This window comes from Negativicutes bacterium, from assembly GCA_021372785.1.
Taxonomy (GTDB): Bacteria; Bacillota; JAAYKD01; order JAAYKD01; family JAAYKD01; genus JAJFTT01.
Window position 1 is genome coordinate 43,452 of sequence record JAJFTT010000004.1, and the last position, 23,926, is coordinate 67,377.

At 50.3% G+C, this 23,926-nt stretch carries 19 protein-coding genes and 1 pseudogene; 8 read left to right on the forward strand and 12 right to left on the reverse strand.

Annotated elements, in window-relative coordinates:
- Positions 1-363 precede the first annotated feature (363 nt).
- Together LLG09_00510 and fabG are read left to right on the forward strand one after the other, a co-directional pair.
- Positions 364-1,299, forward strand: coding sequence for a response regulator (locus tag LLG09_00510; GenBank protein MCE5195606.1), 936 nt, complete (start codon positions 364-366; stop codon positions 1,297-1,299).
- Positions 1,300-1,360: 61 nt separating this feature from the next.
- Positions 1,361-2,095, forward strand: coding sequence for a 3-oxoacyl-ACP reductase FabG (fabG, locus tag LLG09_00515; protein ID MCE5195607.1), 735 nt, complete (start codon positions 1,361-1,363; stop codon positions 2,093-2,095).
- Positions 2,096-2,189: 94 nt separating this feature from the next.
- On the opposite strand, the pseudogene ltrA reads toward fabG, so the two are convergent.
- The 4 genes and pseudogenes from ltrA to LLG09_00535 all read right to left on the reverse strand — a co-directional run bounded on the left by ltrA (position 2,190) and on the right by LLG09_00535 (position 7,241).
- Positions 2,190-3,607: pseudogene (gene ltrA / locus LLG09_00520) on the reverse strand (group II intron reverse transcriptase/maturase).
- A 473-nt stretch (positions 3,608-4,080) separates the two neighbouring features.
- Entirely contained in the window at positions 4,081-5,601 is a 1,521-nt protein-coding gene (locus LLG09_00525; protein MCE5195608.1) for a hypothetical protein, read from the reverse strand.
- Entirely contained in the window at positions 5,589-6,473 is an 885-nt protein-coding gene (locus LLG09_00530) for a dihydropteroate synthase (protein MCE5195609.1), read from the reverse strand. The genes LLG09_00525 and LLG09_00530 overlap by 13 nt, the downstream gene beginning before the upstream one ends.
- Positions 6,474-6,521: 48 nt before the next feature.
- Positions 6,522-7,241: a creatininase family protein gene (locus tag LLG09_00535; protein MCE5195610.1), complete on the reverse strand. Its 720-nt coding sequence runs from the start codon at positions 7,239-7,241 to the stop codon at positions 6,522-6,524.
- Positions 7,242-7,421: 180 nt separating this feature from the next.
- Between LLG09_00535 and LLG09_00540 the strand changes: the two genes are divergently transcribed.
- Positions 7,422-8,051, forward strand: a complete 630-nt coding sequence (locus tag LLG09_00540) for a class I SAM-dependent methyltransferase (protein ID MCE5195611.1) — start codon at positions 7,422-7,424, stop codon at positions 8,049-8,051.
- Between the two features lie 97 nt (positions 8,052-8,148).
- Here LLG09_00540 and LLG09_00545 read toward each other — a convergent pair whose 3' ends face one another.
- The 4 genes from LLG09_00545 to aspS all read right to left on the reverse strand — a co-directional run bounded on the left by LLG09_00545 (position 8,149) and on the right by aspS (position 12,469).
- On the reverse strand, positions 8,149-8,886 hold the full coding sequence (locus LLG09_00545; GenBank protein ID MCE5195612.1) for an MBL fold metallo-hydrolase: 738 nt from the start codon (positions 8,884-8,886) through the stop codon (positions 8,149-8,151).
- Between the two features lie 19 nt (positions 8,887-8,905).
- Positions 8,906-9,799 carry a succinylglutamate desuccinylase/aspartoacylase family protein gene (locus LLG09_00550; protein MCE5195613.1) on the reverse strand — a complete coding sequence of 298 codons (894 nt, stop codon included), beginning with the start codon at positions 9,797-9,799 and terminating at the stop codon, positions 8,906-8,908.
- 57 nt (positions 9,800-9,856) lie between these two features.
- Positions 9,857-11,005 carry an aldo/keto reductase gene (locus tag LLG09_00555; protein MCE5195614.1) on the reverse strand — a complete coding sequence of 383 codons (1,149 nt, stop codon included), beginning with the start codon at positions 11,003-11,005 and terminating at the stop codon, positions 9,857-9,859.
- Positions 11,006-11,176: 171 nt separating this feature from the next.
- Entirely contained in the window at positions 11,177-12,469 is a 1,293-nt protein-coding gene (gene aspS / locus LLG09_00560; GenBank protein MCE5195615.1) for an aspartate--tRNA(Asn) ligase, read from the reverse strand.
- Positions 12,470-12,781: 312 nt separating this feature from the next.
- On the opposite strand from aspS, the gene LLG09_00565 reads away from it, so the two are divergent.
- Positions 12,782-13,921 (forward strand): CapA family protein, encoded by a 1,140-nt coding sequence (locus LLG09_00565; protein MCE5195616.1) that lies wholly within the window; start codon positions 12,782-12,784, stop codon positions 13,919-13,921.
- 60 nt (positions 13,922-13,981) lie between these two features.
- Positions 13,982-16,573, forward strand: coding sequence for a DNA polymerase I (gene polA, locus LLG09_00570; protein ID MCE5195617.1), 2,592 nt, complete (start codon positions 13,982-13,984; stop codon positions 16,571-16,573).
- A 116-nt stretch (positions 16,574-16,689) separates the two neighbouring features.
- Here polA and LLG09_00575 read toward each other — a convergent pair whose 3' ends face one another.
- Positions 16,690-17,430, reverse strand: coding sequence for an MBL fold metallo-hydrolase (locus LLG09_00575; GenBank protein ID MCE5195618.1), 741 nt, complete (start codon positions 17,428-17,430; stop codon positions 16,690-16,692).
- Positions 17,431-17,526: 96 nt separating this feature from the next.
- Positions 17,527-17,781, reverse strand: a complete 255-nt coding sequence (locus LLG09_00580; GenBank protein MCE5195619.1) for a DUF3343 domain-containing protein — start codon at positions 17,779-17,781, stop codon at positions 17,527-17,529.
- Positions 17,782-18,031: 250 nt separating this feature from the next.
- Here LLG09_00580 and LLG09_00585 point away from each other — a divergent pair, with 250 nt between their 5' ends.
- On the forward strand, positions 18,032-18,289 hold the full coding sequence (locus tag LLG09_00585; GenBank protein ID MCE5195620.1) for a hypothetical protein: 258 nt from the start codon (positions 18,032-18,034) through the stop codon (positions 18,287-18,289).
- Between the two features lie 15 nt (positions 18,290-18,304).
- Positions 18,305-19,468, forward strand: coding sequence for an aminotransferase class V-fold PLP-dependent enzyme (locus LLG09_00590; protein ID MCE5195621.1), 1,164 nt, complete (start codon positions 18,305-18,307; stop codon positions 19,466-19,468).
- A gap of 75 nt (positions 19,469-19,543) precedes the next feature.
- Here LLG09_00590 and LLG09_00595 read toward each other — a convergent pair whose 3' ends face one another.
- Both LLG09_00595 and LLG09_00600 read right to left on the reverse strand, forming a co-directional pair.
- On the reverse strand, positions 19,544-19,981 hold the full coding sequence (locus LLG09_00595) for a DUF188 domain-containing protein (GenBank protein MCE5195622.1): 438 nt from the start codon (positions 19,979-19,981) through the stop codon (positions 19,544-19,546).
- Positions 19,982-20,025: 44 nt separating this feature from the next.
- The gene (locus LLG09_00600) at positions 20,026-20,937 is read right to left on the reverse strand and encodes a phosphoribosylaminoimidazolesuccinocarboxamide synthase (GenBank protein ID MCE5195623.1); all 912 of its coding nucleotides are present in this window, start codon (positions 20,935-20,937) and stop codon (positions 20,026-20,028) included.
- A gap of 313 nt (positions 20,938-21,250) precedes the next feature.
- Here LLG09_00600 and clpB point away from each other — a divergent pair, with 313 nt between their 5' ends.
- Positions 21,251-23,848, forward strand: a complete 2,598-nt coding sequence (gene clpB / locus LLG09_00605) for an ATP-dependent chaperone ClpB (GenBank protein ID MCE5195624.1) — start codon at positions 21,251-21,253, stop codon at positions 23,846-23,848.
- The last annotated feature ends 78 nt before the right edge of the window (positions 23,849-23,926 follow it).

The window sequence follows — 23,926 nt, forward strand, 5'->3', positions numbered from 1 at the left end:
CTTTTCGCTTTATTTTCTATCATAAACTTCTTCCTGCATCCATGTAGGAAAGGATTGATTTTCCATTTAGACCGTGATAGAATAGGCACAGACCGAAATTCAAGATATTATGATTTTTTCCTGCGCTATTCTGTCTTTCTACCTGCTTCATAGAAAGAGCAGAAAGAGTTCGGTCCAAAAAATCATATCAACCAACCCAACGGCGGCTGACTTATTTTCCGTTGCGGCAGTATTGAACTCAGGCGACATAATACCCCAAAATATTATCTGCTTACCTCTTTATTTCTCGAATGAGTTGTGTTATACTAGCTCGTATGATAGTAACCGACAAAATCAAAAAAATCATGAAAGGTGAAAAATGAAATGAAAAGAACCTTTTATCTCGTGGATGATGATCCCAGCATTCGCCGTATCCTGCATAAGATTATTGAAGGCGATGAACTCGGCCGTGTGATCGGTCAGGCTGACGACGGCGAGAAAGCTGAAATTGAAGTAGCGAATTTAGATCCGGATGTTGTTTTAATCGACTTGCTGCTTCCCAACCAGGATGGCGTTCAAACCATTCAGCATTTGCACGAGAAGAATTACCAGGGTCAGTTTATTATGATTTCCCAAGTTTCCGAACAAACCTTGATCGGCCAGGCCTATGCCAGCGGGATTGAATTCTTTGTGCATAAACCTTTGAACAAAGTGGAAATCGTTTCTGTAATCAAATCCGTATTGGAAAAAATGCAGCTGCAGGAAGCGATTGCGACCATTCGCAGTTCCGTAACCAACCTGGAACCCACCGGCGATCCGAATGCTCCGAACCAAGCTGCCGCTAAAAACTCCACCTTTGATATTGACCGCGCCCGCAAGGTATTGCTGCGCATCTTATCGGATTTGGGTGTTTTAGGCGAAGCGGGCTGCCGTGATATCATCACTATCATTCTCTTCTTATTGGAAGATTATGAACCCGGCGAAGGCCTGATTCAATTGCATCATCTGCAGTCCGTTTACAAATCCGTACGGGAGCAGTATGAGAAGACTCAGGAAAAAGGTCCGTCTTATGATGAAAAAGCCATCGAGCAACGCGTTCGCCGCGCCGTCGGTGCCGCTTTACACAATGTTGCGGCTCTGGGAATTGAGGACTACGGTCATCAACTATTCAACACCTATGCCAATCGCTTATTCGATTTCTCGGAAGTCCGCAACGAAATGCGTTATCTCCGTCAGGAATCGCCGTATCATGGTAAGATCAACGTGAAAAAATTCCTGGAAGCTTTGCTCATTGAAGTACAACAACAAGCCAAAGATTAATTGCGAACAAGAGCGAGCGTACTCGTAAGAGACGGCTCGCTCTGCTTTTTGAGGTGATGCCATGTCTCGAACAGTCCTCGTCACCGGAGCATCCGGCGGTATTGGCGGCGCTATCGCCCGCGTGTTCGCTCAAAATGGCGATTCGGTCATCCTGCAATATCATAGCCAAAGTATGGCCGCGCAAAATTTGGTTGCCCAGCTGCGTCTGTTCCATCCCCGCGTTTGGGCTCTGCCCGCTGATTTGACCAAAGAAGATCAGGTGCAGACACTGTTTCAGCAGGCAGAAGAACTGGACGGTGCGGTGGACGTCCTGATCAACAATGCCGGCATTGCTTATTACGGTTTATTGCAGGAGATGTCGCTGACACAATGGAACCAGCTGATGGCGGTCAATCTCACCGCAGCCTTCCTTTGCTGCCGCTCTGTGCTGCCGGCCATGATCCGCCAGCAGGCGGGACAAATCATCAATATCTCTTCGATCTGGGGACTGTGCGGTGCTTCCTGCGAAGTTGCATATTCCGCAACCAAAGCTGCTTTAATCGGCTTCAGCAAAGCTTTAGCCAAAGAAGCAGGCCCCAGCGGCATTCGTGTAAATTGTGTGGCTCCCGGCCTGATTGATACGACAATGAATGCACATCTGGATTCTGCAGCCAGACAATCTCTCCTGGATGATACGCCTCTGGCTAAAATCGGCACCCCATCTGATGTGGCTGAGCTGGTTTTTTTCCTGGCTTCGGAAAAAGCAAAATTTATTACCGGCCAGGTCATCAGCCCCAACGGCGGCTTTGTCATTTAGTATTTTATCTAATCGGGAGGTCGGCTATCCATTCATTGGGTAGCCGACCTCCACAGCACCGTACGTACCGTTCGGTATACGGCGCTTCCTCAGTTTACACAATTGTCAACTTGTAACAGTCTGCAAAAGTAAAGTAACCGGCTCTTAGAAAGCGCTTGTTGGAGAGGGCGCGGCATAGGATTGGACTATGGGCTGTACGCCAATAGCCCTTTCTTGTATTTGCCCACATCCAAGCTAGCTCAGTCTTGATTCCAAGTCGAATCAATTGGGCATAACGTGTTCTCACTCGTTTCCATCGCTTCCGGGTGACCATCCTGATTCGGCTTCTTGTCCACTCATCCAGAGCTTCCAATCGTGCTTTCCTATCCGCTAGCTTGAAGTAGTTCACCCATCCCTTTATTCAGTAGTTGAGTTTCTTCTTGCGTTGGTCTATGCCCATCCCATTGCTTCTTCCGGTTATTTCCCTAATTTTACCTTTCAATTTCTCAGTGCTTTTCTTATGCACACGCAAACGTCCCTCTCCCTTGTATAGGTAAAAGCGGTATCCCAGGTATTTCACTCTTCCTGCATAGGCAACCTGTGTTTTCTCCCGGTTCACTTAGCAGCAGCAGTTTCTTTTCAATAAAGGGGATTAAGCTGTTCAGGACGCGCTCGGCGGCTCGTCGGCTTTTACAAAAGATTAGCATGTCATCCGCATAACGCACAAAGCGATGCCCTCTGCGTTCTAATTCTTTGTCGCATTCGTTGAGCATCATGTTTCCCAGTAATGGGCTAAGGGGACCTCCCTGAGGAACTCCTTCCGGACTTCCTTCCATCCGGCCTTCCACCATGATCCCTGCTCTTAAGAATTTGTGGATGAGTGAGATAACTCTGCCATCTTTTATGCTGTTCGAAAGGATTTGCACCAATTTGCTCTGGTTTACGGTGTCGAAATATTTCTCTAAATCCAGGTCCACTACATAGTGATATCCATTGCTTCGGTTGTCTTGACACTTTCTCAGTGCATCATGGGCGCCTCGCTTCGGTCGAAAGCCATAACTGTTGTCCGAGAATTGTTTTTCGTAAATGGGTGTGAGCACCTGGCAGATTGCCTGTTGGATCAAGCGATCTACGACGGTGGGGATTCCGAGTTTCCTGGTCTTGCCGTTTCCTTTGGGTATTTCTACCCTGCGGACTGGTTTTAAGTTGGTATTTCCCTTCCCGAAGGGACTGCACGAGTTCCTCCCGATTTGCTTTCAAATAGCGGTATAGCGCCTCTACTTGCATTCCATCTACTCCGCTGGCGCCTTGATTGCGTTTCACTTGTTTGTAGGCGTGGTTCAGATTATCCGCTGTCAGGATTTGTTCCAGCAATCCATTTCCAGTTTGTTTTGTGTTGGTGATGTCCGTTTCTATCGTCCCCGGCAGCTGGCACGCTTCCGCATACTTTCCCCGTTCCGCGGTTCCCCTTTGCGGACAGCTTTCTTTTGCTTGTTTTCGGTGTTCTTTTGCGCTGCCTTTGGCAATTTCCATTGATCTTCACCTCCTAAGGTTCAGCCCTTCCTCTAAAAGGTTTTTTTCCCTTTCCACCTTCTTGAGTACTATGGCCTCGGCTGACTTCTCGCGATAAATCTTATTTCAACCGGATTTTCACCCGTCCGCGAGATCTCCCACGGTAAGATGCGTTACTTTTCTCCCATATATCCGCCGTATTTACACCCTGGTATCCGGGTAGTGATTTGGATTTCGTCTTGTTTTGCAGACTCATCCTACTTTTTAGTGCCTGATACGGTTCGTGTTCCTCGGACCGGGAGTTTGCTCATCACGCTTCCTTCAGATTCCATCTCGCGATGGACACCCTTGCGCTTGGCTAATGGTTGGCTGCTACCTACCCCCATAGCGGACTTTCACCGCCTGGTTACGCACCATGCGTGGCGCAGCAAAAACTGCTCATCAATTGGGATGTTTCCAATTGACGAGCAGTTTTCCATTTTCTCTTTTCCGCGTTATGATGGCTTGTGCTCATTTTCGCCGGGGTTTGTTTTCTTTGCATCCGCTGTCCGGTGCGGCAGCTGATAATCCTTGGAAAAGGTTTTCAGGCTGCCTCCCTGCAGGCGCTCACTGTCCTCTTCTTCCGCTTTCTTTTTCAATGCTTCGGCGGCTGCCACTTGCTCGCTGTTCAAGACAATTTCAACGGCGTTTCTGGGCACCATTAAGGTAAATATGGTCAAACCCTTTTTGGAGGTGACGGAGATTTCTCCGCCCAAGCTTTTGGAAATGGACTGCACATGGGTTAAACCGATGCCGGTTGACTGCATACCGTCCCCCGAAAATTTCGTGGTATAACCCGGAGCAAAGATGATCTGCTGATCCATCTCTTCGATGCCGGGTCCGTCATCTGTAACCGTGATGAAGATATGCCAGCCAATCAGCGAAGAAGCGATTTGAATATGTCCCGGCGCTATTTCATTGGCTTCAATCGCATTGGAAACCAGGTTATTCAAAATTGAGATAATCGAGTGATATTGCGCCGTTCGGAAATGATAATTCAGCTGACTGGTCAGCACGATCTCTTTGCCGAGCCGTTTGGCATAGGAGTTGTTGGTCGAGCAGATAATTTCCACAATTTCTTCCAAAGACATATCGGCGCCCAGATTTTCTTCACTGATCAGTTTATCGAGTCCGGCGACAATGCGCTGATAGTCTTTTTTGATTTCATGAATATCCTTGGCGATATCCAACGCCTCCAGGGTCAACTTATCGCCTCGTTCATATTCTTTTTGCTTATCCTGCAGCACTCGATAGAGCGCATAGGCTTTTCCCATTGTCTTTTCAATATCTCCGGCCGATTTGCGCAAGAAAAATGCTTCCGCATGCAGACCATTGAGCAGCATAAGCAAATCTTCATATTTTGCCTTATCCTGAATCGCCCGTTCTTCCATTTGCCGACGCCGAATGATATAGAAAAAAGCGACGGTAATCGCCGTACGGAATACGGCGGCATAAACCATTTGCACAACGGTGGGAAAACCGGCATTGAGCGCTTCCTGCTCGCCGCGGACGACCAATTCGATAAAAGTAGCCAGGAAATCAGCCAGAAACAGCCAGGTGGTAATGTAAGCCGGCTTTTCCACATTGTGCCGAACATCGGCACCGATCAGAATAACCGCGTTGGTCAGATAGTAACAGAGTACCGGCCAGTTCAGTTTCAGCGCCATTTCCACGAGATCCGTATTTACTGCCATCGGGAACAGCTGGACTGCCTTGATCAGAATCACGGTCATGCCTGTAAAGAAACCGGTATTGAAAATATCCAGATCCTGCCAGAAGAGTAAGGCAAAACTAAAAGCGATGATACCTAAACCAAATTCCTGTGACCCACCCAGCTGGGAGGGTGTGAGTTTCATCTCTCCCAGGAACGCTGTACAAAACGCTACCGCCAGAATCCGCTTCCATGCTTCCCATTTTTGCGGATTGGCTTCTTTGGACGATTCAATTTCTGCGTTTGGCGGCTCTATTTTCTCCATCTTTTCATCTCCAAAGGCATTTTTTGCAGCGGACGACCTAATAAATTCGCGATTTCCCGCGTGATATTACCGACTTCCCGATAATTCGGATTGACAATGACGGCGTCAGCTCCCCGTTCCAAGGCCCAAACAGAGACAGCCGACTGCATCCAGGCTTTGGAAAGTGTGACAAAACTGACCGATGGTCTGACGAGCACCGGAACTGAAAATTTTTCTCTCAAGGGTAACAGCGAAGCCAGTGCTTCCTGCAGCGGCAGCACACTGGCAGTCGCGGCAGGCAGCGGCAGTAAAAAGGCAAGCTGATCCTGCCTTAAGCCGGTCTGCAGCGCGATGGTCAGCGTCTCCTCCGCCAACTGCATGCGTTGTTCCACACTGACTGGAATTCGTTTTCCACGCCGCAAATTCAGCAGCAGCGGTTTCTGGTAGAGAACTGCCAGCCGGCAGCAGTCTTGAAAATTCAAGCCTTCCAAAGGGGGAGCACAAATCAGCGCCCGGCCCGGCAACTGCTCGAGAGCCGTCGCGAGCTCCGCTGTCCGGGGAAAATCCAGGAGCAACGGATAAATGGCGGCGGTTGCCTGAATAAATTCCAGATAGGCCTGCAGTTGCAGCGCCGTGATCCCGGCTCCCTCACGCCAGCCAATGGCCAGCATCGCCGCTCCATTGCCGATCTGTTCGCAGAGATCATCCTGCATCAATTGCCAATTTTGGTTTCGGATATATGTCAAAGCATGCGGATGCCAGAAGCCATGCAAGGCATCGCCGATCAGGACAGCACCGTGATTGCCGCCCAATTCCAGACTGTATTTGCTGCCGGACAACCGAATCGTCTGACTCAGCTCCGTTTGATTCGCTGTTTCATTTTGGCTGTGCAATCCCTTTCCCCTCCCATTCAGCGCATGCTTCGTCCGCTTTGACTTGCCTTAATCTATGATTTGATCCTGCCAGAGACGTTCCAGCAGCGCAGCCAGGCGTCTGACCACCATTTGGTAGATCGCCTCTCCCTTGGCGGCAGTCGCTTTGGTGGCATCGCCGTTCATGGCATCGGGATAAGAATATTTGACGATATCGTCGGCCATCATCGTAATCATCAGTTTTTTCTCATAGACTTTTGCCTTACTCATGTCAACCAGCGTCGGATCAAGCGCTAAAACCACTGAGGTTTCATCCTCACCGGCATGACCCTGGCCATCGCAGACCGTCAAAATTTCTTTGGAGAAATGCAGCCACCAATTGACCAACATCACTTTGGCGCCGGTTTTGGCGATCCGATTGGCTGCCAAGGTCAGGGAAGGCACATTGCCGCCGTGACCGTTCAGCAAAATCACGTTTTTGATCCCGACATTTGTCCAGGAGGTCACGATTTCCGTAACATAATTGGCCAATGTTTCACCGGAAACGCTGACGGTGCCCGGAAAATAAATCAGTGACGGAGAATAGCCATAAACAACCGCCGGAGCGATAAAAATACGATCGCCATACTGTTCGTCCAGCAGCGACGCTATTTTCTCCGGAACGATGATATCGGTGCTCAGCGGGCAATGGCAGCCATGCGCTTCCAGAGAACCGATCGGTAAAATCAGTGTGTCAATTGTTTTCAGAGCAGCCAGGAATTGATCCTTATTGATTTTTGCCAGAAACATTTACTTCCCCCCTGTTTTGCCCAAAGATCGCTTGCGGCGACACTCCGGCATATTCTCTCTTCCGCTCTTTTCTTTCTGCTTAGGCAAGTTATTTTCCTTCTCTTTTTCTTGCCAAGTCAGTCATCTCCCGTTATAATGGAGACAGTATTGTGCTGAAAGAAGGTGATTCCCATCGCTGAAATGCGAAACCCTTGTTCCGGGCAAGCCAAAGCATTTTATAATAACAGAGACTATGACAGTGACAGAGGAAATGCCGGTCAGCCTGCCAAACCGGCAGCCCAGCTGTTTCATTCGTTTTGCCAGGCTCTGCCGCCCAACGGATTGATCGGCGATTATGGCTGCGGCAACGCGTTGGTTTTTGGCCGGGTCTTACTGCAAGGGGGCTGGCGTTATCTGGGTATCGATCACTCCTATGCCCAAATCAGTTATGCTGCCGCTAAGCTGCCGCAGGCGGCCTTCCTGCTGGCGGATTTTACGGCGTTTTCCTTGCCCGATGCTTATTTTGATGGGATTCTGCTGATCAACAGCCTGCAGGAAACAGATGCAGCACAGCAGGCACAGGTTTTAGAGAAAATCAGCCGTCAATTAAAAAGGCAGGCTCCCCTGCTTATGGCTCTGCCTCTGCCCGTCAGGCCGGGAACCACCGCCAATGCGATTCCCGAAGTCAAAAGCGGCCCCCCCTGCAGCAGCTTAGCGGCCTCTGCCTATCCGGCACTGCTGAACGACTGCGGTTTTTGCCTTTCGGCCCAAGCCGAACTGACGCAGACCAGCGGCCTTTCCTCTTTATGGCTTTTGGCTGTTAAGCAATAAAAATACTCCTTGCCGATTTTATGAATTGCTCCCCATCGTGTAGTCTCGAATTTTTCGTTATTTCGAGTGTCTACTCTATGGGGAGCAGTTTATTTTATTAAATTGACATGGAATTCAATTTTCCTTTTTGTGCCGGCATCGGCGGTCCGTAGAAGGAAACATCCTGATCGGTATAGAGCCACCTTCTGCGCCCCGGCTGCAGCTGCTCTTCCTGACCGACCAGTTCACCGGCCAGCATTTTTTGGGCGGCGGTGCGTAACTGTCCAATCAGTTCGGATCCGACCGGCAGCTTGTTATGACAGGGATAAACGATGCTGTAATATGGTGCCAATTCCTCCAATTTATCCAGCGAATCCAGCAGCGCCGCAAAGGAAGCTGATGCTCCAAACATATAAATCGGACCGACCTGCAGCGTATCGCCGGAAAAGAGAATACCGGCGGCCCGGTCGAGCAAGGCGATGCTGCCCGGTGTATGACCGGGTATTTCAATGCTTTCGAGTTGCCGGTCTCCCAGTTCAAAGCTTTGACCCTTGACCAGCGGCAGGAAATGCCCGCCTGAATGCGCCGGCAGCATGCTGAAATCGGCTGGATGCAGATAAACAAAAGGGAACTGATCCGCAGCGCCGGTATGATCGCCATGGGCATGGCTGAGTACGACGGTCAAAGGTTTTTGGCTCAGTTTGACAAGATAAGCCGCCAGTTCTCCGCCGGGATTGCCGGTATCGAACAGCAGCGCCCGCTCTTTGCCTTCAATCAAAAACATCCGCACATGACCTTGCGTGATAGACCAAACTCCCGGAGACAGCAGTTCACTGGTATAGACAGAATCGCTCATCGCTCGTCAGGCTCCTCTCTTACCGGTTGCATTCCGCTTTGCGGGCAAATGTATAGAGCGAATCACCACAGAATAAATAACGGGCGGGACCCACGCGCAGAATACGGCAATCCGCTTCGGCAATGACTTCTTTTTCATTCAAATGACCAATCAGCTGCCCTTGGCTGATCCAGCTGCCCTGACTGACGGCAGGCAGGAAAAAGCCATTGCGATCGGCCGATTTGCCTTCCAGTTTACCGCAGAAGACAGGTTCCGGTTTTTGCACCGGTCCCGGCAGCATGCCCAACTGCTTGATCAGTTTGACCAAAGCAAGATAGGCTTCTTCGGCGGCCGCCAAATCGACGCAGCCGGTTGGCTGACCGCCGGCCAGCTCGATGATCACGGCAGCCTTGCCCAGTTTTTGGCTGGCCTCCACGAACAATTGACCTTCGGTACCGCCGGACTGGATTACTACCGGAATATCCAGCATAGCGGCCAGGTTCTTGTCTTTTTCAGATTCGTGCCAGATCGAAAGAATATAATTACTGCCATAGATGCCGCAGCAATGCAAATCAACGATCGCATCCGGCCAGGCTGCTTCCTGATAAATCAGATTGGCGGTGACCAAGGTGGGAGAAGCGGCCAGCTTACCGGGGAAAATCCGATTCATATCCAGGTCATCATAAGGATTTGTTCTTTCCATGCGGCGGAAACCGCCCTGATTACAGATTGGCAGCACTTTGACCTGACCTTTCAGTTCGGATTCATGTTCCGTCAGGTATTGAATCAACTGATTGGCGGCATGCGTACCGGTAACTTCACCGCCGTGAATACCGGCAGTCACCATCAGTTTCGGACCATCGCCCTGACCAAATTGGTAAATTTCCAATTCAAAGCCGACCAGATCTCCGATTGGTTTTTTGGAAAACTGCATTGTGATTCCCTCCCCTTGTTTTTTTAAACTTCGCAGCTGCCTTGGAAGCTGCAGAAATTACGCTTTCGCCTTGCTGAAAATACGATGCAGTTCCTGCAACTCTTCGATCACAGAGATCTGCTGCGGGCAAGCGCTGACACAGGTGCCGCACTGCACACAGTGTGAAACATCCATGCCTTGTTCGACTGCTTCCTGATAGAGAGCGGTCGCCGCGTCCCAACTATCGAACATAGCGGCGTTATTATAGAGTGAGAAGAGTCTCGGAATATTGACTCCCTGCGGACAAGGCATACAATAACGGCAGCCGGTACAGTCAACCCGCAGCTTCGCCTTCCAGGCGGCGGCAACATCCTGCAGGAATTGCAGCTCTGCCGGCTGCATCCCGTTCACTCGGCTGGCTTCCATACTGCAGATACGAAGATTGTCTTTGACTTGTTCCATGGTACTCATACCGGAAAGCAGCAGAGAAACTTCCGGCTGATTGGCAACCCAGCCGAGCGCCCATTCCGCAGGAGATTTTTTAATCGGATAGGCGTCAAACATCGCCTGAATGTCAGCCGGTAAATTCGCAGCCAATCTGCCGCCGCGCAGCGGCTCCATCACCACAACGCCCAAACCTTTGGCAGCGGCATAACGCAGACCTTCAAGGCCGGCCTGGAAATCGGTATCCAGATAATTTAGCTGGATTTGGCAAAAATCCCAGGGATACGCATCGACAATTTCCTTGAAAACCTCGAGTTTATCATGAAAACTAAAACCGAAGTATTTGATTTTTCCCATGGCCTTGGCTTTTTTGGCTTCTTCGAAAGCATTGACTTTTTTAAATATCTCAAAGCGTTCCGCATTCAAACCATGCTGTAAGTAAAAATCGATATGATCTGTTTGCAGCTTGGCCAGCTGTTCCTCCAGGAACTCCAGCCATTCGTGGGTTTGAGTCAGTTTGAAAGAAGGATTCTTGGTCGCAAGCTTCACCTTGGCGCGATAACCATCCTGTAAGGCTTTCCCCAGGACAATTTCCGACTGACTGTTATGATAATTATAAGCCGTATCCACATAATTCACACCCTGATCGATAGCAAAACGGATCATAGCAATCGCTTCTGCTTCATCAATCACCTTATCCGGGCCGGTTACAGGCAGGCGCATGCAGCCAAATCCCAAAAGGGAGGGCTGAAAATCGAGCTTGCCAAATGTTCTCTTTTGCATCACTCTGACCTCCTTAAAAAAATTCACTGAACAACCTTATTCTATTTCCATATGCGAAAGGATATTTCCTTTGTTGCGGGCAGCCTGTGAAAATAAATTGAATCTGCTCTAAAAAACCGCTCTGCCGGTCAGGTGAAAGCGGCCGAAAAAACCGGAGTTGGCATTGCTTTTTTAAGGCGTCAGGCGGTTGCGATCCCGCGGGAAGAGCACCGCTTCCCGGATATTCTGCAAACCTAAGATTTTCATCACCAGACGTTCCGCCCCTATGGCATAACCGCCGTGCGGCGGCATACCGTTACGGAAGATTTCCAGATAACTCTGGAAGTCCTGCGGATCGAGGCCTTTCAGGCGGATGCTGTTGACCAGGGTATCATAATCATGGATACGCTGTGCGCCGGAATTCATTTCCATGCCACGGAAGAGCATATCAAAGCTCTCGGTCACTTCCGCATCATCCAATGAGGGTTGGGTATACATGGCGCGGCTGCCCCGGCCATAATGGGTGGCAAAAAGAAATTCGGAACCGGTTTCTTTCAGGATATATTCGCCGATCAGGCGTTCCGCTTCATTATCCAGATCGAGGCTGACCAGTGATTTACCGTACTCTTTTTCCAGAATCGCCGCGATTTCTTTCACCCTTAAGCGGGGAATCCGGCCGACTTTTGGTAAGCTTGCTTTGAACATCGCCAATTCTGCCGCATTGTGTTCCGCCAAATAGGCAAACAGATATTCCATCATGCGTTCTTCCAGTTGCAGAATATCCTGCAAACCGGAAATAAAGCCCATCTCCAGATCAAGACTGATAAATTCGCTCAAATGGCGGGAAGTATTGCTCGATTCCGCCCGGAAAACCGGCGCTACTTCAAAAACCCGCTGCAAACCGGCTCCCATCGCCATTTGTTTGTAAAACTGAGGCGACTGCGCCAAATAGGCTTTCTGCTCGAAATATTTGATTTCAAAAAGTTCGCTGCCGCCTTCAGTGCCGGTTGCCACGATTTTTGGTGTGTGAATCTCCGTAAAATTCTCCTGATGCAGAAAATCACGGAATGCCCTGACCACGCTGTCCTGAATTTTGAAAATCGCCGCGGTCTTGGTATGACGCAGACTTAAGACGCGGTGATCCAAAACATGCTCCAATCCGGCACTGATTTCTTCCTGATTCAATTCAAAAGGCAATTCATCCAGCACCTTGCCCACCACTTCAACCCGGCTGATCTGCAATTCAACCCCGAGCGGCTGCTTATCGGACAGGGAAACCGTACCGTTGACGATGACAGCCTGTTCGTTGCCGAGCTCAGCCAGCCAGTCCGGCTTTCCCGTGACCACTCCCTGGATCACGCCGGTTTTATCCTGAATCAGCAGGAAAGCCAATTTCCCTAATTTGCGCACGCGGTGCAGCCAGCCATTGATGCAGACTTCCTCACCCTGTTTTTTGCTTAAGTCTTTGATCCAATCTGTTTGCATCTTGTCTTCACTTCTTTCTCTTGCCTTTTGTACTCTCTTATTTTAATGCCTGATATACACTTTGGCAAGAGCAACACTCAGAAAACTTTCACTTTAAGAGAACGCTTTTGGGTGCTTGGCATTTGGTTTGCAGCGGCGCTTGCTGCGGCGGTTACAGATATTTATGCTGTCCGGTGAGAATTTGCTGGTATTTTCTCCTGTTCTCTGCTAAGATAGGTACACGAAAGAAAAAAAGCCCACGGCGATCATCCGCCTGGCTGTCAGCCTCAGGGAAATAGGCCGCCGGCTCCGGGATGAATTGAGGTTTTGCCCATGAAGAAAATCCTGTTATTTTTCTTGCTGCTGAGTCTGACCGCATGTAATGCTCTGCCAAAACCGGAAGCAAGTGTCCCGAATGTTGCCGAACCCGGGCCGGTTGCAGTCACCTTGCGCGCTGTCGGCGATAATTTAATCCATTATCCGATCTATGAATATGCCTATGCCATGGGAAAAGACCATTATGATTTCAGCAGCTGTTATGCACCGGTGGCCGCAGCCCTGGCAGCGCCTGATCTCACTTTCCTGAATCAGGAGGTCACCACGGCCGGCGAAAAATACATCATCTCTTCCTATCCCCTCTTCAATGCGCCGCGGGAACTGGCGCAGGAGATGGCGGCAATCGGTGTTGATGTGGTCAATCAGGCCAGCAACCATGCTCTGGATTCCGGTCTGAATGCCTTGATTGAAACCTTGGATCTTTGGCACAGTCTGGGAGTCAAAACGGTTGGGGTTTATCAACAGGCAACGGAGAGCAATATCCAAATCATCCGGCGCAATGGTCTCAGCTTTGCTTTTTTGGGCTATGATTACGGTCTGAACGGTTTTTCCGTGTCAGACTGGCAAGGTTATCAGATCGCGATGCTGGATGATGAGGCAACGATGTTTGCCGAAGTGGAGCAGGCAAAAACCATGGCCGACTTTGTCATCGTCTCGCTGCACTGGGGCAGCGAAGGTGATCTGACCGGCAGCGACGCCCAGCGTGAATTGGCGCAGCGGCTGGCCGATCATAACGTGGATCTGGTGCTTGGCCACCATCCGCATGTAATCCAACCGGTGACGCTGCTGACGCGGGCTGACGGAAAAAGCATGCCCGTATTTTATTCTTTGGGAAATTTAATTTCCAATCAGATTGAGGCGGAAAACATGCTGGGCGGCATGGCTCAGGTCACCTTCGTCAAAGAAGGGGATGTCACTTCGGTGCAGTCGCCGTTGTTGATTCCGCTGGTTACTCATTTTGAAACGCGCTTTTGGGCCACGAAAGTCTATCTGCTGCAGGACTACAGCGATACTTTGGCAGCGCGGCATGGGATTCTAGGCTATGACAGCCGTTTTTCCTGTGCGTACCTGCAAACTTTGTATGAATCGGTTGTAAGTGAAGCTTTCCGTCCGCCTGCAGCCGGCATCACCGAATGATCTTCGAGCAAAAGACGGTCTGCGACAGGCAGCCCGGCAGAAAAAAAGGGAGCGTGAATGATGTCCAGCCAAATTGCGATGATTCTTGACGGCAACAGTATGGCCAACCGTGCTTTTTATGCTTTGCCGCTCTTAAGCAACCACCAGGGAATCTATACCAATGCCGTTTATGGTTTTGCCATGATGCTGCAAAAGCTAGAGCAGGAGTATCAGCCTGATTATCTGCTGGTTGCCTTTGACCGCCATGAGCCTACCTTCCGCCATCTGGAATATGCCGACTACAAAGCTACCCGCCAAAAATCACCGCCGGAGCTGATCGGTCAGCTTTCCCTGCTGCACGATTTACTGGATGCCTGGCAAATTGCCTGGCTGGAGAAAGCTGGTTTTGAAGCGGACGATTTGCTGGGCTGCCTTTCCTGTCGCTTCCAGGCAGCCGGGATCAGGACGCTGCTGGTTACCGGTGATCGGGATGTTTATCAGCTGATCACAGCGGATACCTCGGTCTTATATACGCAGAAACGCGGCGTCAGTGATTTACAGATCGTCGATGCGGCAACGATTGAGCAGCAATATGGTCTAAAACCTCAGCAGCTGATCGATGTCAAGGCACTGATGGGGGACGCCTCCGACAATATTCCCGGTGTTCCTGCCATCGGTGAAAAAACAGCGCTGCGCTTAATACAAACCTATGGCAGCCTGACCGCTGTGCTCGAGCATGCGGCGGAAATCAAGGAAAAAAAAGTCCGCGAAAATCTGCTGCTCTATCGCGAGCAGGCGCTCTTGAGCTATCGTTTGGCGAAAATCGACTGTAACGTCCGGCTGGAGCAGCCGCTTGCAGCCTGGAAACGCCAACCTGTCAACCTTGCGGCTTTGCGCAGCTTTTTCACCAAATACGATTTGCGTTCCCTGCTGGAGAAATTACCGCAAGCAAAAACGCAGGTCAGCTTGCCCGATCCGTCAGAACATGCGCTGCCGCTGCTCAAAGGCATGCCGGCCGACCGTGAGACGATCCTATCCCTGCTGCAAAAGCAGCAGTTCAGCGCGCTCTCGGTCCAGGAAGAACCGGGATTGCTGGCAAGTTCTGATCTGAGCTTTGCTTTCCTGACAGAGCAAGGAGAAATGTATCTTTATCATGCCGACGACGATGCTGCTCTGACCAAAATCATCGACTTATTGACAAAACAGCGTTTCACCGTCTGGGACAAAAAGCGTCTTTCTCATCTGCTGCAGCGCAGCTTCCCTCTGGCCGAAGATGCCATGCTGCAGGCTTACCTGATCAATCCGGGTCAAAAACTCAGCTTAGACTCCTTCGCTGCTGCCGTTTTTCCGGATCAGCCTTTACCGCAGAGCGATTCTTTGCCGATCACAGAGCTGCTGCAGCTGCAGCGTCTGATACCCTGGCTGAACCGGGTCTTAAGCGAACGCAGCCTGACCGCGCTGTACCGCGAAATTGAACTGCCGCTGGCCGATTTGCTTTACCGCATGGAAACCAGAGGAATCGGCGTACACATTGCCGTTCTGCAGGAGTTGAACCGCGAGTACCAAATACAAATGGATCGTCTGCAGGAACAGATCTGGCAAATGGCAGGACAACAATTTAATCTTAATTCACCCAAACAGCTGGGTCAGGTTCTATTTGAAAAACTGGGTTTGGCGGGCGGTAAAAAAACAAAATCCGGTTTTTCCACCGACGCAGCGGCGCTGGAACTCCTGGCTGATCAGCATGAGATCATCGCTTTGATCCTTTCCTACCGTACGCTCAGCAAGCTGCAGGGAACCTATCTGCAAGGTATGATTCCGCTGATTTCCAGCGCTGATCAATGCCTGCATACCACCTACAACCAGGCGGTAACAGCAACCGGACGTTTGTCCAGCAGCGATCCCAATCTGCAGAACATTCCCACCCGTTCCGAAGAGGGGCGCATTATCCGCAAAGCCTTTTTCCCCACGCAAAATGGCTGGCGCCTTGTCTCCGCCGACTACTCTCAAATTGAATTGCGTATTCTGGCTCATCTTGCTCAGGATGAAGCCTTCATTGACGCCTATCGTCAGGACCAGGATATTCACCGCCGCACAGCCGCCGAAGTATTCAATATCCCCTTTGAGCAAGTCAGCTCTCTGCAGCGCAATCGAGCCAAAGCCGTCAATTTCGGAATTATCTACGGCATCTCCGATTACGGTCTGGCTACGCAGCTGCACATCAGCAGAGCCGAAGCAAAAACCTATATTGACCGCTTTTTTGAAGAATTTCCGGCTATCCGCCGCTACCAGGACCAATTGATTGCCGAAGCCAAACAGAATGGCTATGTGACTACGCTTTTCCAGCGCCGGCGCTATCTGCCGGAACTGCAGGATCGTAATTACAATTTACGCAGTTTTGGCGAACGCGCAGCCCTCAACACGCCGATTCAAGGCAGTGCAGCCGATCTGATCAAACTGGCAATGCTTCGCTTGCAACAGGCGATCGAAAAGCAAAAATTACAGGGTCATATTTTACTGCAGGTACACGACGAGCTGGTCTGTGAAACACCGCCGGAAGAAGAAGCGGTCCTGAAACGGATTATGCGGGAAACCATGGAAAATGCCATCCAGCTGATCGTTCCCATCAAAGTTGAACTCAGCAGCGGCGATAATTGGTACGATTTACACTGAAAATCAGAAAAGACCGCTTCCCGCACTGCAGCTCTCCGATAACAGAGACTGACAGACAGGGTAACGGTCTTTTCAACACAGCGAAAAACGGATCGGACGGCGGCAAGCTGATCAGACTAGAATTCTAGCGTTTGCCCGCAGTAGGCGAGCGCTGCCGGACCATGATACCGACTTTTCGCCTCGAGCAAGAGCTGATCATTGTTATTCAGCGGTGGCAAATGCGTCAGCAGAAGACGTTTTGCGCCTGCTTCGGCAGCCAGATTGCCGGCCTGAACCGCGGTCATATGCAGATTTTCGGCGTAGGCCAAGTCGGCATGCGCAAAGTTTGATTCGCATAAGAGCAGATCCGCCTGAGTCGCTGCGGCCTGTAAGTGCGGACCATAAGCGCCATCGGCTGTATAAAAGATTGACTTGTTTTCCGCACTGATCCGGAAACCATAACATTCCAGCGGATGCACCGTACGCACCGGAGTAAGCGTGAAAGCGCCTACTTGAAACGCTTCTCCCGGCTGATAAGCCATCCCTTGCGTCACACTGCCGCTGCGATAGGTCAGACTCTGGAATTCCGCTGCGTTGGCATGGCCGAAAATCGGTAAGGGTTTGATTTCCGCCTCCCGCAGACCCAGAACATAGTAAGCCTGAGCCAGCACCATCAAGTCACAGCAATGATCCGCGTGATAGTGTGAAATCACTACGCCATCCAGTTCGCTGAGACTGCAGAGTTCCAGCAGTCTGCTCAGGACGCCGCTGCCGCAATCCAGGAGCATTTTAGAGCCATTGCTTTCAATCAGATAACCGGAGGAAGCTCCGCCGGCTTTGGGGAAGCCTCCCCACATACCAATCACAGTCAGTTTCAAAAAAAACGCCTCCTTGCTATGGCTGCTTGCTGCATGCTGTGTGTGCGGTTTTTTTGTCGGGACAGACAAAAAGAGAACCGTTCGCCCGCAGCGGATTTAAACCAGTTCCGTCACGATCTCCCCATCCACTAAAAAAACTTTTTCATATTCTATGGAATTTTCACGGCAAAGCCGGCGGACCTGCTCCAGAATTTCCGGTGCAAACTTTGCCGCCAAACCACAGGATGCACTGATGCTTCTGGGAACCGGAATCAGGTTAACCTTGCTGCCTGCTATCTGCATCGCTTGTTCAAACCGCATGGCGAAATGGACATTCTGAAAAGTAAAACAACAAAACGGTGGCTGCGGCACAATGAGATCTCCCCTTTCTCTTTTTAATTAGCGATTACCCGGACCATTTCCTGCTGCAGGCAAAGTAGTTTTTGCGATCAATTCTATTGATATTTTGATCCATGTGCAATAAAATAGAAAGATAACCGGCGGGCAGAATCCGCTTGACTTTGCCGTGCTGATTTGAAATACGAAAGGGAAATCAAAAATCATCATCATTTCTCATTGCCGCACAATTTGCCGCTCCGGGCGGAAAATTCCCTTCTCTAAAATCCACACCGCAGCAGAAATTAACAGCGGTGAAGGGGTGCAACAGTGTATACGCAACGGTTTGGGTGTCTCCGTCATTTCCAGATTGAGTTATGAACCGCATGAGGATCTGCTGACTTTCGATCTGACGGACGACGATTTACAGCGCAGTTTTTATCTGATTCCCACTCAAAATCAATATCTATCCCCCTATGCGGCGAAACTGATCCGTTATGTGCAAGACAATCCCTTAGCGATGCCAAAGAAAAAAGTACAGTGAACAGAGGTTACTCTTATGAAAGAAGTCTATCTTGATTATGCGGCAACTTCCTATCGGAAACCGCAGGCTGTGATCGATGCCATGAGCGATTATTGGCAAAAAAACCAAATGTATAGCCCCGGTCGGGGTGGTTATGCCGGCGCCCTGGAAGCCAACCGCCTCTTACTGCGGGCGCGCTCTTTGATTGCCCAATTGTTTCAGGTTCCTAATTCCGAGCAGGTCATCTTTACCAGCGGAATTACAGAAGCTTTGAATGTATGCATCAAAGGCTTAGTAAGAAAAGGCGACCATGTGCTGACCAGTTCGATGGAACACAATGCCGTCATCCGTCCGTTGGCGCATTTACAGCGCGATCACTTGATCACCTATACAGCGGTCCGCTGCGACCAGCAAGGCCGCCTGGATCCCGATCGTCTGGAAGCGGCCATCCAACCCAATACAACCATGCTGGTTCTGACCCACGCAGCCAACTTAACCGGTACTTTGCAGCCAATCGCGGAAGCTGCGGAAATAGCCAGGCGCCATCAGCTTGACTTTATTCTGGATACCGCTCAGACCGCAGGATTATACGACTTGGATTTTTCTGCGCTCTCTCCTGCTGCGCTGACCTTTACCGGGCATAAGAGTCTGATGGGACCGCAAGGCAGCGGTGGCTTTGTCGTCAGTCAGGAAGCAGCCATCCGCATGAATTCCCTGATTCAAGGCGGGACCGGCAGCCGTTCGCATGAACTCTATCAACCCGATTTTTTACCGGACCGCTTTGAAGCCGGTACTTTCAATATGCCGGGCATCGTCGGTTTAGCGGCGGCTGCCGAGTGGGTTTTACAGCAAACCCCGAAGGCTCTGCTGCGGCAGGAAACGGACTTGTTTGCTTTCTTTCTGGATGGACTGCGCCGGATTCCGGAGCTGCAGATTTACGGTCCCGCCGATGCCGCTCTGCAAACACCGACGGTATCTGTCACCCTGAAACAACTTGACTGCGCCGCTTTCAGCTATCGTTTGGCCGAAGAGTTTGGTATCGCCACCCGGGCCGGGCTGCATTGCGCGCCATTGGCTCATCAAACGATCGCTACTTATCCCAATGGGACAGTTCGCTTCAGCCTCGGTCATTTCACCACCAAAGAAGAGCTGCTTTACACGCTGGCTGCCATCGAGCAAATCAGCAGCCGGCAGTCATAAAAAAGCACTTGTCTGGCAGCCGGTTTTTGAAATAAAACCAAGCCAGGACAAGTGCTTTTTTTACTGTCTGCTTTCTTATTTTTCCTGCTGAAGCAATCTGCTCAAAGCAAGCACAAAAGCGCGATTTTGTACCTCACTGCGTTTCGCAGGTCCCTTCAGATGTTTGCCTGTGCTGCGGATCACTCTGGCGGTATGGCGCGCCAACAATAAAGCGTCGATATTGGCTGCGGTATATTGCTGCCCGTTTTGGTTGATGGCGATCGCGCGTTTGGCCAGGCACATCGCAGCCAGGCCGTAATCCTGGGTCACCACAAGATCTCCCGGCTGCGCCAGATTAACCAATGCGAAATCCACACTGTCGGCACCTTTATCATAAGTCAGCGTCGCTGCCCCCGGTCTTTCAAAAAAATGAGAGGTGTCACAGAGGATCAGGCAGGTCAAGCCATACTGATTCGCCAGCGCAATGGTTTCATCTACCACCGGGCAGCCGTCCGCATCGATCAGCACTCTCATTTTATAACCCTTTCGCGGCGGGCAGCTGCTGCCGCTTGCGCGATTTATTCATCTTCCCCCAGGTACTGCAGCAAGTTCTGCCCGGTCAGCACCTGGTAAGCGGAAAGGTAGCGTTCCATAGTTCCTTTGATCACCCAATCGGGCAGTTGAGGTGCTGGCGGCTCTTTATTCCAACCGGAAGTCTCCAGCCAGTCCCGGATGAATTGCTTATCCAGGCTTTGTTGCGACCGACCCGGAACATATTCTGCCGCCAGCCAAAAACGGGAACTATCCGGAGTACAGCATTCATCAATTAAGATGACTTCATCGTGATAAATACCAAATTCAAACTTCGTATCCGCCAGGATCAAACCGTGCTGCAAGGCATAATCAGCCGCTTCCTGATAAAGTGCCAGAGACACGCTGCGCAATTTGGTCGCCAGCCGGAGACCGACCAATTCGGTCATCCGTTCAAAGCTGATATTTTCGTCATGTCCGACATTATTTTTGGCCGCGGGGGTGAAGACAGGATTGGGCAGACAATCCGATTCCACATAGCCTTGCGCCAGTTTCATTCCGCCCAAAGTGCCGTGATCACGGTATTCTTTCCAGCCGGAGCCGGACAGATAGCCGCGCACCACGCACTCAACCGGAATCACTTCCGCTTTTTTAACCAACATCACTCGCCCGTTCAGCTCTTTCGGAAAATGGCAGGCTGGGACCGGCAGTTTGGCGACCTCGGTCGTAATCAGATGATTGGGCACGATATGGGCTAATTTCTCAAACCAAAAACGTGATAACTGGGTCAAAACCTGACCTTTATGCGCAATCCCATTGGGCAGAACCACATCAAAAGCAGAAACACGATCGGTAGCGATCAGCAGGAGCTGGTCTGCCGCTTCATAAATATCGCGGACTTTTCCCCTGGATTTCAATGGCATGCTTAAGAACCCGGTGTCAGTCAAAATAAGACTCATATTTTCACACTCCAGCTTTTTTTTATTTTATCTGATTATAGCACAGATTTTTTTATTTGAACAGAGTGCTGCGCAGGAATTCAAATTAGCGGTAAGCGAAAGCAAACCTTTTCTTTGCTCTCACCCGGAACGAATGAATATTCTGCAAAATATCATGTTTTCAAGTAAATTACGACTTATTTCTTTGCTATCTCACACTTGAAAAATTCTGAAAAAGGATTATAATGGGATTGAAGGTCAGAGAAGGTCAAATATCTCTTCCCCACCCATTCCCGCCGAAGCACTCGGCAGAAACCAAAAAGGAGATCGAGCGATGAATACACAAAAACTAACCCAAAAATCAATGGAGGCACTGGAAGCTGCTCAATCTTTAACGATTTCAAATCAGAATCAGCAATTGGAAGCGCCTCACCTCTTGCTGGCTTTATTGCAGCAGGAAAACGGCCTCATCCCGGAAATTTTACGCAAAATGCAAATTTCTCCGGAAAAATTAGCGGAGGAAACCGAGAAATTGGTCAAAAGCTATCCGGCAGTGACCGGTTCCGGTCGGGAAGCGGGTAAAATCTACGTTTCACCGGCCGTCGATCAAATTCTCAATGCGGCAGAAAAAACCGCGCAAAAAATGCATGATGATTTTGTTTCCGTGGAGCATCTTTTTCTCGGAATACTGCAGCAGCCGGGCAATCAACTGAGCCGGTTGTTTGCGGCGCAGGCTATTTCGGAAGCCGGTTTTCTCAAAGCGCTGGCCACCGTTCGCGGTAATACCAGAGTTACCACCGACACCCCGGAAAATACCTATGACGCTCTGAAAAAATACGGCACCGATCTGGTGGAACAGGCACGCAATAAAAAATTAGATCCCATCATCGGCCGCGATGATGAAATCCGTAATGTCATCCGCATTCTCTCCCGTAAAACCAAGAACAATCCGGTCCTGATCGGCGAACCCGGTGTCGGCAAGACTGCGATTGCGGAAGGATTGGCGCAGCGGATTGTCCGCGGCGATGTACCGACCAGCCTGAAGGAGAAAACCATCTTTTCTCTGGATATCGGCTCTTTGATTGCCGGCGCGAAATTCCGCGGGGACTTCGAAGAACGGTTGAAAGCGGTCTTAAACGAAATCAAACAAAGCGAAGGCAAAGTCCTACTCTTCATTGACGAGTTGCATACCATTGTCGGCGCCGGTAAAACGGAGGGTGCTATGGATGCCGGCAATATGCTGAAACCCATGCTGGCGCGTGGCGAGCTGCATTGCATCGGTGCGACGACCCTCAACGAATACCGTCAGTATATTGAAAAGGATGCCGCCCTGGAACGCCGTTTTCAACCGGTCATGGTCTTGGAACCGAGCGTGGAAGATACGATCAGTATTTTGCGCGGTTTGAAAGAGCGCTACGAAGTCTTCCATGGCGTCAAAATTCAGGATCAAGCCATTATCGCGGCGGCTACCCTCTCGCAGCGTTACATTACCGATCGCTTCCTGCCTGACAAAGCCATCGATTTAATTGATGAAGCCTGTGCAATGATCCGGACGGAAATTGATTCCATGCCAACCGAGCTGGATGTGATCCAACGTAAAATCATTCAGCATGAAATTGAGGAAGCGGCTTTAAAGAAAGAAAATGATCCGCTTTCTTTGGAACACCTGAAAGAAATTCAAAAGGAACTTGCCGGTATGCGCGATCAATTCAATGCCATGAAAGCGCAATGGGAAAATGAGAAACAAAGTATCGGCAAAGTACAGAAACTGCGTGCTGAACTGGAAACCCTGCAGGCCGAAATGGAACAGGCAGAAAGCAATTACGATTTAAACAAAGCCGCCGAACTGAAATACGGTAAAATTCCCGCTTTGAAAAAGCAGTTGGCAGAAGAAGAGCAGGCTGCTCAGGTCGGGCGCAAAACCACACTGCTGCGCGACAGGGTTACCGAAGAAGAAATTGCCCGCATCGTCGAACGCTGGACCCGTATCCCGGTCGCTAAATTACTGGAAGGCGAGCGGGAAAAAATCCTGCATTTGGATCAGATTCTGCACCAGCGGGTAATTGGTCAGGATGAAGCTGTCACGAAAGTCAGCGAAGCCATTATTCGTTCCCGTTCCGGTCTGCAGGATCCTGACCGTCCCATTGGTTCTTTTCTCTTTTTAGGACCGACCGGCGTCGGCAAAACAGAATTAGCCAAAACGTTGGCAGCGGCGCTTTTTGACAGCGAACGCAATCTGATCCGCATCGATATGAGTGAATACATGGAGAAATTTTCTGTTTCCCGCCTGATCGGAGCACCTCCGGGTTATGTCGGTTATGAGGAAGGCGGCCAGCTGACCGAAGCGGTGCGCCGTGCGCCTTATTCCGTTGTTCTATTTGATGAAATCGAAAAAGCCCATCCCGATGTTTTCAATATTCTGCTGCAAGTTCTGGACGACGGTCGGATCACCGATTCACAAGGCAGGACGGTAGATTTCAAGAACACCATCCTGATTCTTACCTCCAATCTTGGTTCTTCCTATCTGCAGGATGGGATCGATGCCAATGGTGAAATTACCGCGGAAGCCAAAAACTTGGTAGAGGGTTTACTGAAACAAACCTTCCGTCCGGAATTCCTTAACCGTCTGGACGAAATCGTCTTCTACAAGCCGCTGAGTAAGACGGATATCAGCCAAATCATCGATTTATTGCTCGCAGAACTGAATCAGCGCTTGAGCAAGCAGCAACTGAGCTGCTCCCTGACTCCAAAAGCCAAAGCCTTTGTCATTGAAGCAGCCTATGATCCTCTCTATGGCGCCCGTCCGCTGCGTCGCTATCTGCAGCGTAATCTAGAAACGCTGATTGGACGTCACATTCTGCAAGGCGACTTACTGCCGGGCAGCACACTGCTGATCGATGCAGTCAACGAGACCCTGCAGATCGTAAAATAAAACACGGCAGAAAACCGAAGCGGATCCGGGGTATCGTCACGGATCCGCTTCGGTTTTCTTATCCCTGCTGAGATTCGT

Excerpts from the sequence above, each read along its gene's own strand:
- LLG09_00535 (MCE5195610.1), bottom strand. The coding sequence starts at position 7,241 with ATGTTTCTGGCAAAAATCAATAAGGATCAATTCCTGGCTGCTCTGAAA.
- fabG (MCE5195607.1), top strand. The coding sequence starts at position 1,361 with ATGTCTCGAACAGTCCTCGTCACCGGAGCATCCGGCGGTATTGGCGGC.
- LLG09_00525 (MCE5195608.1), bottom strand. The coding sequence starts at position 5,601 with ATGGAGAAAATAGAGCCGCCAAACGCAGAAATTGAATCGTCCAAAGAA.
- LLG09_00595 (MCE5195622.1), bottom strand. The coding sequence starts at position 19,981 with ATGAGAGTGCTGATCGATGCGGACGGCTGCCCGGTGGTAGATGAAACC.
- aspS (MCE5195615.1), bottom strand. The coding sequence starts at position 12,469 with ATGCAAACAGATTGGATCAAAGACTTAAGCAAAAAACAGGGTGAGGAA.
- polA (MCE5195617.1), top strand. The coding sequence starts at position 13,982 with ATGTCCAGCCAAATTGCGATGATTCTTGACGGCAACAGTATGGCCAAC.
- LLG09_00555 (MCE5195614.1), bottom strand. The coding sequence starts at position 11,005 with ATGCAAAAGAGAACATTTGGCAAGCTCGATTTTCAGCCCTCCCTTTTG.
- LLG09_00545 (MCE5195612.1), bottom strand. The coding sequence starts at position 8,886 with ATGAGCGATTCTGTCTATACCAGTGAACTGCTGTCTCCGGGAGTTTGG.
- LLG09_00565 (MCE5195616.1), top strand. The coding sequence starts at position 12,782 with ATGAAGAAAATCCTGTTATTTTTCTTGCTGCTGAGTCTGACCGCATGT.
- LLG09_00540 (MCE5195611.1), top strand. The coding sequence starts at position 7,422 with ATGCGAAACCCTTGTTCCGGGCAAGCCAAAGCATTTTATAATAACAGA.
- clpB (MCE5195624.1), top strand. The coding sequence starts at position 21,251 with ATGAATACACAAAAACTAACCCAAAAATCAATGGAGGCACTGGAAGCT.
- LLG09_00550 (MCE5195613.1), bottom strand. The coding sequence starts at position 9,799 with ATGCAGTTTTCCAAAAAACCAATCGGAGATCTGGTCGGCTTTGAATTG.
- LLG09_00590 (MCE5195621.1), top strand. The coding sequence starts at position 18,305 with ATGAAAGAAGTCTATCTTGATTATGCGGCAACTTCCTATCGGAAACCG.
- LLG09_00510 (MCE5195606.1), top strand. The coding sequence starts at position 364 with ATGAAAAGAACCTTTTATCTCGTGGATGATGATCCCAGCATTCGCCGT.
- LLG09_00600 (MCE5195623.1), bottom strand. The coding sequence starts at position 20,937 with ATGAGTCTTATTTTGACTGACACCGGGTTCTTAAGCATGCCATTGAAA.